Here is a 10,429-nt window from a genome sequence, read left to right on the forward strand (position 1 = left end):
CTTGCCGTTTATGGACGCACACTAGACTAGGCACTGGGGAAGGCTTGTCCGCGACAAAAGGAATAAAGAATTGGCGGAAAGTAAGATGCCGGATAGGCCGTTCTACCAGCCCGGCGCCAGCAGCGTGGAGGGTCTGCCGCTGCTGCTGCAGATGTTTCACACCCAGCCCCTGGTGATGCTGAAGCCGCATTGGCATGCCCAGGTCGAGGTGAATTTCATCGTCCGCGGCGCCGTGCACTACCGCATGGACGAGCACGAGATCGCGCTTTCGGCCGGCGACATGTGCCTGTTCTGGGGCGGCCTGCCGCACCAGATGGACGATGCGTCGGACGACGCCGTCTATGCCGGCGCGCATCTGCCGCTGGTGCACTTCTTCCGGCTGCACCTGCCCGCGGACGTCCGCAACCGGCTGATGACGGGCGCGACATTGGTGACCAATGCCACCGACCGCTCCGACAGCGACAATTTCGAGCGCTGGAACCGCTATGTCCGCTCGGGCGATCCGGGCAAAGCCGAGCACGCCGTCAACGAACTGCTGCTGCGGCTGGAGCGGGTCCGCTTCGAGCCTTACCGGCTGGTACCCGAAACCCCGATCGAGCAGGAGCCAGGCAGCCCCTTCGATCAGCAATCGCTGCGCAATGTCGGGCGCATGTGCGACTTCATCGCCGAGAATTTCCTCTACGACATCGATTGCGTCGACATCGCGGCGGCGGCCGACATTCATCCCAAATACGCGATGAGCATCTTCAAGAAATCGACCGGCATGACGCTCAACGAATATGTCAATTTGTTGCGGCTCAGCTACGCTCAGGCGCTGCTGATGCACCAGGACGCCAACGTGCTGCGCGTCGCCATGGACTCCGGCTTCGGCTCGCTCAGCGCCTTCAACAAGTCGTTCCGCAAGCTGGCCGGCATGTCGCCGTCGGATTTTCGCAGAGGCGCGGGCGCCAGATAGTCGACGCACAGGGCATGGCGGTCGACGCCGGCGCGCGCTCGATCAGGAACGTCGCTTGTATTGTAATTTGCACTACGGTCAGCCAACTTTTCTGGCAGGAGATACACATGGCCACCAGCGCCAGTTGAGCGCCCACGCAAAAACGCACCACCGGCCGAAGCCGGTGGTGCTCTCTGGATCAGTCTGTAGGGGCAGGACCGTCCAGGGATCCCTTAGGATCTGGCTCAAATGTCGGCTTTTCCTTGATCCGGGGCATCGGCCGAACAGATGAAGGAGCCCGCCAGCTGGGCAAGAATCTCGATGGTACGTGCGCCGCCGCGCAGCGCACGATTTGCAATTTTATTCGGCAGCGTCGGGAATTTCGGAGGTGTCGCCGGAATCCGCTGCCGGGTCATCGGCGGCCGTTCTTGCCAGGAACTTGTCCAAGGCGGCTTGCAAGGACTGGGTGGCCTGCGGCGAGGCCGGCGTCGTCGAAACGACAGCCATTGCATGAGCAATTCCCCGAGTGGACTTATCCCTGGCCGCCGCAGACGTTGCGGCTCCGTGTCCCTGCGATCCGGCCGCGGCCGAGTTGCCGCCGTTGCCGTTGCTTGCGCCGTTACCCTTTCCGCCGCCATTGCCGCCGGGTCCGGCGAGGACTGGAGACGCGACAAGGGCGAGAGCGGCGACCGCTGCGAACAGACTGGTTCGAGTTTTCATAATTCCTCCTTCGAGCCGCCCTCCCGCCAGGATGATTCCGGACTATGATATGAGGACTCTCTAATATGATGGTCCACTACTTAGCCAGTTTGGTTTAAATACACCTGTCCGCAAGGGACCTTGGTCCAAATTGAAAAGCAAAAGTCCTAACTCTATTGGGGGTATTCCGAGCGGCGAACAAAGCGCCTGCAGGCCACAACGCGGCCGGCAAGCGATAGGCTCGCTCCGTCTGCTGGGTGATGCCGTCCAGCCCAAAAAAATCGAAAAAGCCGCGGCGAACCGCGGCTTTTCGATGCTTGATTCCCTTAGAGGAAACTGGAGCTGGTGAAGCGATTCGAACGCTCGACCCCAACCTTGGTTAGGCTATACAAGCGCTCGCCTTCCTTCTGACGAACCCGTCGCCCAGCCACTGTGGGCGCGGTTTGGCGAGAATGGAAGCGAAAGCCGCTAACCGCTCATCCAAGGCTTCTCGATCGCCCCGAACGACACAACGATTCCGAGGGCTATTAGCGCAATGCCTAAAGCACCTTCGAAGCGACGGCTACGCTGCAGCAGCTTTTCGACGAAGACGACCAGCGTCAACAGCAGCATCCAGGCGACGCTCATGACGCCCCGCGGCGACCAGCACGGCAAACAGCGCCCAGCAGCAACCAAAGCAATAGAGCCCGTGGCGCAGCCCCATCTCGAGCGCGCCAACCCGCCCGTCGCGCCAGTGCTGCGCAACGAAAGCGAGCGGCGAACGGCAATGGCCGATGCAAATGTGCTTGAGGGTCGTGAATTGGTAGAGTTCGGCGACGCCAAGCGTGACACCGAGTGCGAGCGGCGCCCATTTCGAACGCTGAGGCGGATCGAGGCTCGTTGCAAACTCGCTGCCGAACTGGACCAGGACATACACGAGAAGGCCCGCCGCCGCCCAGACGAGCATGTAGCCCGCGACGAACATCCATGTCGGGATGGCCACGTGCTGTTCGCGCCTAGCCTGCGCCGCCGAGAACATAACGATCATGGGCGCCGCGGCCGGCAGCATCATAGCCGCCATCATCACAGTCCATACAGCAAGAAAGGCGGCGGCGCCGGCGAGTGACCAGCCGTCGGCGGCAATTCCGGCCATCGCCATGCCGGCCATGCCTTCCATACCCTCCATCCCGCCGCGCACCGCAATGCCCATCGGCATATCCATGCTGAAGGTCTGGTAGAGCGTGAGCGCCCACGCCGCCGCTGTCAGCACGACGAGCGATGCGAGAAGGCCGAGCGGCATGCCACGCAAATTCCGGAGCCGCCACGATTTCCTGGGGAACGCGTCAGGCATCGGCACCCCTAGTTCGGGCCGGTCCAGTCGAACGGAATGTGCTTGCTCGAGCGGGCCGTGCCCGTCCAGTCGAGCCCGAAGCCTTTGGTGCTCACCTCGACAGAACGCCCCCAGGTGGCAACTTGGCCCGGGCCGACCTCCGAGCCCGGCGGGTTGATTGTCTGCACCCGCTTGCCGGGTGGTGTTGTGGGACCGGAAAGCGCTTCCGCATGCCCGACGACGAGGCCAGGAATCTCGACCCGCCAGGTGGCGAGGTCGCCCGCCACCTGGAAAGTGATCGGCACGAACTCCATGCCACGCATCTCGCCGATACTGGCGGCAAAGCCCGCCGGCAGCCGCCGGCCTGGCCGCCGAAGATCGCCTGCAGGGCTTCGCGCTGCCGCTCGTTCGCCTTCTCGTCGAGGTACATGCCCATCACGACCTTTGCCTCGCCGGCCCATAGATTGCCTTCGAACTCGCCGAGCGCCACCAGCGTCAGGCCGTCGAGGTTCACGTCGCCATACTGACCCTCGCGCACATGCCAGGCGAGGACGCCCTGGCAGTGATTGCCGGTCGGCCGCTGGGCGAACTCACAAGGACAAGGGATGTCGCAGCTGCAGATGTCGAACCAGTCGCCTGCAAGCCGCCATTGAGGCACTGCATTCATGGCTCTTCCTCCCCGAAATTTAGGGCTAATTATACGTCGTAGGCTGGGCGCACTCCAGTAGTTCGTGCATCGCTCGCTGATTTCCCCTCCGCTGATTCCGGAAGCCCGGCCTTGCGAATTCGCGTGGCACGGTTCTTGCTCCCACAGTTTCAGACATGCCGGGCGCAGAGACGCTGTTCCACATCAACACCGGCGTGTGAGGTTGGGACAATGATGTCGCGTAAGCTTCTGTTCGGCCTTCCCGCAGTGTTCTTGGCCGCCGCCGTGACGGTAGCCCTCTGGTCGTCCGTCACCTCATGGGAATCTCTGACCGCGACACAATCCGATTCGGTCTTTTGTTCAAGCGGTCCATCACCCGAGACCGTATCGACGTCGGCGTCGCGTACTTTGCCACCATGTCCACCGGGCGTCACAAGGTCATAGGGAGCGCCTCGATGGCCGCGAGACAGTGGATGTGGTCGCGCAGAGCATTCCTGAAAGATGCGGCCGCCAGCGATGCGTCCGCGGTCGGCGGAAAAGGCGTCATAGCGCAGACAAGAATCGGAAACGAACAGCCTTTTGAGGCGGCGTCTTGCGGTTACAGCAATCGGCTAAGAGTGCGCCCAGGGAAAGATTGTGTCATGGAACGTTGGGCTTTGATCACTCGGTTGGCATCGGCCTTTCGCGAATTCGTTGCCCCGCGCTACCGGCCAGAGCTTCACTATATGCGCGGCCCCGGGCCGGCCTCCGCGCGTCGCGAGAACGCGCGCTGAAGCCCGGCCTTCATCCTTCCTGATCTCTTGCAACGTCGCCTGGTGCAGCAACCGCGCGCCTAGCGGACCGTGCACTACGTCTTCCGGCTTGGCGCCCAGGCACTCGGCTCGCCCATTTCTGGTCCGGTCGGTCCGGTATGTTTCCTATTCTCCTACTATCTGCGCCACTATCGGTCTTTGACTGCTGTTCGCGCTTAGAATTGGAAAGAGATCGTACCGACCGGACCGTTTTCGAGTCCAAAAAAGACAGCATCCTCGGGCGCGAGCGTACCATCGCATGCCAAATCCGTCTGATGACCAATGGAACCGTGTGGATTAGCAAGAGACTGGGGTTGGTTCTTCCTCTAATTTTGGTCTGAACAACCTGATCGGAGGATCGTCATGACCGCCCCACGTCCGTCCAAGACGCATATCGGAAATCATCGGCTGCATCCGGAAACGTTGATGCTGAGCTACGGCTTCGACCCTCAGCTGTCGGAAGGTGCGGTGAAGCCGCCGGTGTTCCTCACCTCGACCTTCGTGTTCCGATCTGCCGAAGAGGGGCGCGATTTCTTCGATTTCGTATCCGGCCGCAAGGAACCGCCGAGCGGAACCGGAGCCGGGCTGGTCTATTCCCGTTTCAATCATCCCAACAGCGAAATCGTCGAGGATCGCCTGGCAATCTACGAAGGGGCCGAGGCCTGCATCCTGTTCTCGTCCGGCATGTCGGCCATCGCCACCACCCTGCTTGCCTTTGCCCGTCCGGGTGACGCCATCGTGCATTCGCAACCGCTTTATGGCGGTACTGAAACTTTGCTGGCCAAGACCCTGGCCAATTTTGGCGTCGGCGCTGTGGGTTTCGCCGATGGTGTCGATGAATCAGCCATTCGCGCGGCGGCCGATGAAGGTTGCAGGAATGGTCGCGTATCGGTCATCTTCATCGAAACGCCTTCCAACCCGACCAACTCGTTGGTCGATTTCATGGCCGTCGGCCGCATCGCCGACGAGATCGCCGCCAAACAGGGCGAGCGGCCGGTCGTTGTGTGCGACAATACTTTGCTCGGACCGGTGTTTCAGAATCCGCTTGACCACGGCGTCGACGTTTCCGTCTATTCCCTGACCAAATATGTCGGTGGTCATTCCGATCTGATCGCTGGCGCGGCACTTGGCAGCAAGGCCGTCACAAAATCGATCAAGGCGCTCAGGGGGGCGATCGGCACGCAGCTCGATCCGCACTCGTGCTGGATGCTCGGCCGCTCGCTGGAAACGCTTAGCATTCGCATGGAGAAAGCCAACGCCAATGCCCGCATCGTCGCCGAATTCCTGGCCGACCACCCGAAGGTCGCAAGGGTGGCATATCTGCCGTTCCTCGGCGACGACACTCCGGCCGCAGGCGTATTCAGGACGCAATGCACGGGCGCCGGATCGACATTTTCGTTCGACATTCGCGGTGGTCAGGCCGCGGCGTTCGCGTTTCTCAATGCCCTTCAGATATTGAAACTTGCCGTCAGCCTTGGCGGCACGGAATCCCTGGCTAGCCATCCTGCCGCCATGACCCATTCGGGCGTGCCCAAAGACGTTCGGGAACGGATCGGCGTTCTTGAGTCGACAATAAGGCTGTCGATCGGCGTCGAGCACCCCGACGACCTTGTTGCCGATATCACCCAGGCGCTGGCCCTTGCCTGAAAAAATCCCATGACATCTGTGGGCGGACTGGCGTCCATCTCGTCGCGATTGCCGCCTCCAGGAGTCACCCTGACCCCACCCCCCCGGTTTTTTTGACCGGGAGGGGGCATCTCCGCTGAAAAAAGCGCGGCGGCTCCCCCGACGCTTCTCCGCGACCGGTCCAGCGCTGGCAAGAAGCCCGCACCAACAGGCTTCGCGGCCCGGCACCCTAACCCTTGCAGGAGTATGCCACAGCCCAGCACAGGTCCGACCGTCTTCCGGCATAACAACATCACCACGGCTTCAGCAGGCGACCATTCGCGAACGTCCGCTTGCCCGCCGATCCGAACTTGTCGCTACGGTTTGTAACGGCAGAGATTGGGGCCGAAAACGGAACGGCGGCTTTCAACATCGGCTGCACTTATAGCGGACGGCCGCAGATACGCGGGGGAGCCTGTCCCGGCGGGCTAATCGAACAGTCCGCTCGCGGAATCCGCGGTCGGTTGCACCAGCGTCCTCAGGCATTCAACGACCGTTTTTGCTACGCTTCCCTGGCCAAGCTGAAAGTGCGATGTCGACCAAACGTTTCAGCCTCTGGGTGCAGGCACCGTCACACGCCTGCACCGACATGCCCTGTACGAAGGCTCCATAGAAACGCGCAAGCGACTCCGTGTCGGTGCCGACAGCGAGATCCCCTTCGCTAATCGCTCTGTCGAAACGTTCGCGTATAGCTTTGATCGCAGCCTCTCGCCTTGCAGTCATAGATTTCGCGACCGGTTCATTTTCCGCCGCGCATTGAACAACCGCTGTCGAGACAATGCATCCTCTCGGGTCGTCGGGGCGCGAGATGCCAGTCGCAACATCGTGCAGATAGAAAGACAGAGCCTCATACGCGCTTAAGCCGCTATTCAGCGCGTCCATCCGAGCCTTGCTTTCCCGCTCGACGGCATGATCGAGCGCCTTGCAGTAAAGCTCCTGCTTCGAACCGAAGGTCGCGTAGAGCGACGGCGGCGTAACGCCCATGGCCGCCGTCAAGTCGGCTATGGAAGTCCCTTCATAGCCATGCTCCCAGAACAGGCGCGCCGCAACGTCCAGCCCGACATTGCGATCCAGCGTCCTCGGTCTGCCCCGCTTTTTCGGAGGCTCCACCATATTTATATCGATCCCTATAAAAAACATTGACAACGTTGCGCTGCGATTAATATATCGATCGCTATTAAACGCTGCAATGGAGTTCGCAGATGTCCGGACGTCTCGCAAACAAGGTCGCCCTCGTTACCGGAGGATCTCGTGGCATAGGCCGCGCAATTGCACTTGCCTTCGCAAAGGAGGGCGCTGCTCTTATCGGTGTGCATTACGCCAGCAACGCCAAGGCGGCCGCGACGACGGTGCAGGAGATCGAGGCCCTGGGTTCGCGGGCTGTCGCCATCCGTGCCGATTTACGCGATGGCAAGGCGGCGGCCGACAGTATCGCCGAGCAATTCAGAAAGGCGTCCCTGGCTGCGACTGGCAAAGCCGGCCTCGACATCCTCGTCAACAATGCCGGCATAGCGGTGGCGACGCCCCTGGCGCAGACGAGCGAAGCCACGTTCGACGACCTCATGACGATCAACTTCAAGGCACCCTTCTTCTTGATCCAAGCGCTGGCGAACGACATTCGAGAAGACGGACGGGTCATCAATGTTTCCACTGGCTTCACGCGTATCGCAGCGCCGACCCATCCAGCCTATGCCGCTTCAAAAGGTGCTCTCGAAACACTCACGCTGGCACTCGCACCCGAGTTTGCAAGCCGTGGCATAACGGTGAACGCGGTCATGCCGGGGGTCACGGAGACCGACATGAATGCCGCTTGGCTCGCGACCGATGCGCGTGCCGGCGCGGAAGGGTTGTCGGTGTTTTCGCGGGTTGGCCAGCCCGCCGACGTGGCGGACGTCATTACCTTCATCGCGTCGAACGATGCACGTTGGACGACGGGCCAGCGGATTGATGCGACTGGCGGAGCGCGGATTTAGGCGGCGATTTTCATCTCCGAGAGCTCACGCGAGATCAGAGCGTTTTTCCGCTCGTCGGACGAGGAGGCGGTAACCTCAGCGTGACGGATGGGGCCGCTAACGGACTTGCGGGTTCGAGGCTTGGAATGTGAGAAGCGGACATTCAGACGCCCCCACATCGACGTGAACTGACCCGGAGGCGGCCCAGGCCCTTCATCTTCACGATCGATCGCGCCCACTGAAGACGATCCGAGCCTAGGCCTACGAGGCAGAGGCTGTCTGCACTAGCACTTCATCTCGATCCGGATGCCATGAATGAGCTTGCCGCTCTTGTTGAGTATTCGCCCGGCCGGCTGCGGGGCCATCGGATGGACAACAAGGCACCCTTTGCCGTCCCACGCCTCGATCGCCCGGATCACGTCGCGATTGTCCGGCAAGACGGTCCCGTCCGGGCATATATCATGGATCGGCCCACCGACAGAGTCGAAGACGAAGATAGAAGGCCAGCGGTGGTGGTGGATCGGTTCTTCCTCATCAGCTAGCAGCGTAACTTCAAGCACTCGCAAATTGTCGTTCTCGAAAAGCACTTTGTGATTGGCCGGCGCGGCCGCAACCGCATCGAGCGCTGGATCCCATTGAGCTGGATCAATCTGGTTGATGGTACCGGTCGTTATAACCATTTTCTCCTCCATCGGGGCCACCCATGTTTTGGCGGGCGGATAGTCGCATCTTCTCAACGTCGACCTGTATACCTGTATAGGGTGGGTCGGCAGTTCCGGCAGCGGTGGATCTCAAACCGCCGGCACTGGTTGAATGGCGCCTTGCGCGCAGAAAATCTGCCCATCTGCCAGCCGCGCATAATTGTGGACGACCTTGTTCTCGTGATCCTGGACCTGCACGACGAAGTTGCCGCTCTGCTCGGTCCAACTCATTATGAAAACACCTGGGCGGATAGCCGTCAGATCGCTTTGGACCATCTCGTCGATCTTGGTCGCGCCTATCGTGGCCTGTACGCGCAATTCCTTCGACGATAGAACCGTCAGCCGCGGCACGAACGCGCCGAATGCGCAGTCGAAAGTCTCACCGATGAGCGTGAGCGAAGCACCTTTGGTCGCAGTCATCCCATCCTCCTTGGCAGCGTTCGCACACGTGCAGAGTTCGACCTTGACGGCCCAGAATGTCGGAAAAGTCCGCCATTTCTGACGATTTGAACGCTCCAAACACAAAGCTCCAACTTTTGCCATACAAAGTCAAGAAAAACTTGGAGCGCTCCAAAAAATGGTTTAGTTCATCGAAAATGAATGGTTCCAAAATGCCAACCCTGGCTGATGTCGGCCGGGTCGCCGGAGTCTCGCGGGGCACCGTCTCCAACGTCTTCAATCATCCGGACCGGGTTCGGTCCGATGTACGCGAGCGCGTCGAGGCTGCTGCGCACCAGCTTGGGTATGATGGCCCCGACCCTCGAGGACGAGTGTTGCGTGACGGCAAGTTCAACGCCATCGGATGCATGCCGCCGGGCGCCTATGCCATTGGTGACATGATCAGAAGCCCATATCTCCGAGAGCTGATGCTCGGAGTGTCGCTTGTGTGCGACGAGGTCGGCGCGACGCTGAGCCTGATCAACGGCACGGATGCAACGCGCACCTCCACGATCCGGGAGGCGTTGGTAGACGGGTTCATATTGGGTCACAGTGCAGACATCGACTTGATTACTTCCGCGCAGCGACGGCGCCTGCCCTTCGTAATTCTCGAAAGCGATGCCGGCCCGAACGTCAATTCGATCCGGATCGACGGCCGGAGCGGCGCGATGATGGCGGTCAGGCACCTGGCTGCTCTTGGGCATCGGAGTTTTGCGATGCTTTCCATCCGGCGTACATCCGGACCGCCGATCGTCCATAAGCCTGGCAAGGGCAAGCGCACGATCACCGCCGGATTTTCGCTCGACCACGAAAGGCTCGAGGGCTTCGCTCAGGGCTTGGCGGAGTTCGATCTGTCGGTTGATGATGTACCAATCATCGAGACCACCCCTGGAGAGCCCTCTGCCGGCTCGGTCGTATTCGATCGGGCTCCGGAAGCAACGGCAATCCTGACCATGTCGGACTGGCAGGCAATAACCGTTCTCGACGAAGCGGTCCGCCGCGGCATAAAGGTACCCGAGCACGTGTCGGTGCTCGGCTTCGATGGCACCGCGGAAGCGGCACGGACCACACCTCCCCTTACGACCGTAGCGCAGGATATTGTCGGGAAGGGGCGGCTTGCCGCCGCCATGGTGTTCGCGAACGGTCCTGCCAAGCAAATCGTCATGCCAGTCGAGCTCGTGGTCCGGAGTTCGACCGCCCGACCGCGTAGCTAGGTTATCGTCGCCCCCGACAAGCGGACCATCAAACAATTCATGGGGCGGTCTGCTTTTGTGATGGGTTTCGGATGCCCGGC

At 61.0% G+C, this 10,429-nt stretch carries 10 protein-coding genes and 1 pseudogene; 4 read left to right on the forward strand and 7 right to left on the reverse strand.

From position 1 onward, the window contains the following. Positions 1 to 85 precede the first annotated feature (85 nt). A complete protein-coding gene (locus tag NMG80_RS04955; RefSeq protein ID WP_254017108.1) occupies positions 86 to 955 on the forward strand; it encodes a helix-turn-helix domain-containing protein in 870 nt (289 codons plus the stop codon). Positions 956 to 1,179: 224 nt separating this feature from the next. Here the strand turns inward: NMG80_RS04955 and NMG80_RS04960 are convergent, their stop codons facing one another. The 4 genes and pseudogenes from NMG80_RS04960 to NMG80_RS37220 form a co-directional block, all read right to left on the reverse strand. Next, complete coding sequence (locus NMG80_RS04960) at positions 1,180 to 1,350, reverse strand: hypothetical protein (RefSeq protein ID WP_254017117.1); 171 nt, start codon at positions 1,348 to 1,350, stop codon at positions 1,180 to 1,182. A gap of 751 nt (positions 1,351 to 2,101) precedes the next feature. Further along, entirely contained in the window at positions 2,102 to 2,260 is a 159-nt protein-coding gene (locus NMG80_RS37215; protein ID WP_367185923.1) for a copper chaperone, read from the reverse strand. Next, on the reverse strand, positions 2,196 to 2,912 hold the full coding sequence (locus NMG80_RS04965) for a DUF2182 domain-containing protein (RefSeq protein WP_254017109.1): 717 nt from the start codon (positions 2,910 to 2,912) through the stop codon (positions 2,196 to 2,198). The genes NMG80_RS37215 and NMG80_RS04965 overlap by 65 nt, the downstream gene beginning before the upstream one ends. Positions 2,913 to 2,971: 59 nt before the next feature. Next, a pseudogene (locus NMG80_RS37220) lies at positions 2,972 to 3,609 on the reverse strand (DUF1326 domain-containing protein). A gap of 1,133 nt (positions 3,610 to 4,742) precedes the next feature. Between NMG80_RS37220 and NMG80_RS04980 the strand changes: the two are divergent. Next, a complete protein-coding gene (locus NMG80_RS04980; protein WP_254017111.1) occupies positions 4,743 to 6,026 on the forward strand; it encodes a cystathionine gamma-synthase family protein in 1,284 nt (427 codons plus the stop codon). Between the two features lie 504 nt (positions 6,027 to 6,530). Here NMG80_RS04980 and NMG80_RS04985 read toward each other — a convergent pair. Beyond that, positions 6,531 to 7,157, reverse strand: coding sequence for a TetR/AcrR family transcriptional regulator (locus NMG80_RS04985; RefSeq protein ID WP_254017116.1), 627 nt, complete (start codon positions 7,155 to 7,157; stop codon positions 6,531 to 6,533). A gap of 89 nt (positions 7,158 to 7,246) precedes the next feature. On the opposite strand from NMG80_RS04985, the gene NMG80_RS04990 reads away from it, so the two are divergent. After that, a complete protein-coding gene (locus tag NMG80_RS04990; RefSeq protein WP_254017112.1) occupies positions 7,247 to 8,017 on the forward strand; it encodes an SDR family NAD(P)-dependent oxidoreductase in 771 nt (256 codons plus the stop codon). A gap of 263 nt (positions 8,018 to 8,280) precedes the next feature. Here the strand turns inward: NMG80_RS04990 and NMG80_RS04995 are convergent, their stop codons facing one another. Next, positions 8,281 to 8,688, reverse strand: a complete 408-nt coding sequence (locus NMG80_RS04995) for a hypothetical protein (protein WP_254017113.1) — start codon at positions 8,686 to 8,688, stop codon at positions 8,281 to 8,283. 99 nt (positions 8,689 to 8,787) lie between these two features. Then, on the reverse strand, positions 8,788 to 9,117 hold the full coding sequence (locus tag NMG80_RS05000; RefSeq protein WP_254017114.1) for a MoaF-related domain-containing protein: 330 nt from the start codon (positions 9,115 to 9,117) through the stop codon (positions 8,788 to 8,790). A gap of 56 nt (positions 9,118 to 9,173) precedes the next feature. Here NMG80_RS05000 and NMG80_RS05005 point away from each other — a divergent pair, with 56 nt between their 5' ends. Then, positions 9,174 to 10,349 carry a LacI family DNA-binding transcriptional regulator gene (locus NMG80_RS05005; RefSeq protein ID WP_254017115.1) on the forward strand — a complete coding sequence of 392 codons (1,176 nt, stop codon included), beginning with the start codon at positions 9,174 to 9,176 and terminating at the stop codon, positions 10,347 to 10,349. Positions 10,350 to 10,429: the final 80 nt, after the last annotated feature.

This window comes from Mesorhizobium escarrei (assembly GCF_935825525.1).
Taxonomy (GTDB): Bacteria; Pseudomonadota; Alphaproteobacteria; order Rhizobiales; family Rhizobiaceae; genus Mesorhizobium; species Mesorhizobium escarrei.

What these genes read in the sequence shown, in the direction of transcription:
- NMG80_RS05000 (WP_254017114.1), bottom strand. Translation starts at nt 9,117, where the DNA reads ATGACTGCGACCAAAGGTGCTTCGCTCACGCTCATCGGTGAGACTTTC.
- NMG80_RS37215 (WP_367185923.1), bottom strand. Translation starts at nt 2,260, where the DNA reads ATGAGCGTCGCCTGGATGCTGCTGTTGACGCTGGTCGTCTTCGTCGAA.
- NMG80_RS05005 (WP_254017115.1), top strand. Translation starts at nt 9,174, where the DNA reads ATGTCGGAAAAGTCCGCCATTTCTGACGATTTGAACGCTCCAAACACA.
- NMG80_RS04990 (WP_254017112.1), top strand. Translation starts at nt 7,247, where the DNA reads ATGTCCGGACGTCTCGCAAACAAGGTCGCCCTCGTTACCGGAGGATCT.
- NMG80_RS04995 (WP_254017113.1), bottom strand. Translation starts at nt 8,688, where the DNA reads ATGGAGGAGAAAATGGTTATAACGACCGGTACCATCAACCAGATTGAT.
- NMG80_RS04985 (WP_254017116.1), bottom strand. Translation starts at nt 7,157, where the DNA reads ATGGTGGAGCCTCCGAAAAAGCGGGGCAGACCGAGGACGCTGGATCGC.
- NMG80_RS04955 (WP_254017108.1), top strand. Translation starts at nt 86, where the DNA reads ATGCCGGATAGGCCGTTCTACCAGCCCGGCGCCAGCAGCGTGGAGGGT.
- NMG80_RS04980 (WP_254017111.1), top strand. Translation starts at nt 4,743, where the DNA reads ATGACCGCCCCACGTCCGTCCAAGACGCATATCGGAAATCATCGGCTG.
- NMG80_RS04960 (WP_254017117.1), bottom strand. Translation starts at nt 1,350, where the DNA reads ATGACCCGGCAGCGGATTCCGGCGACACCTCCGAAATTCCCGACGCTG.
- NMG80_RS04965 (WP_254017109.1), bottom strand. Translation starts at nt 2,912, where the DNA reads ATGCCGCTCGGCCTTCTCGCATCGCTCGTCGTGCTGACAGCGGCGGCG.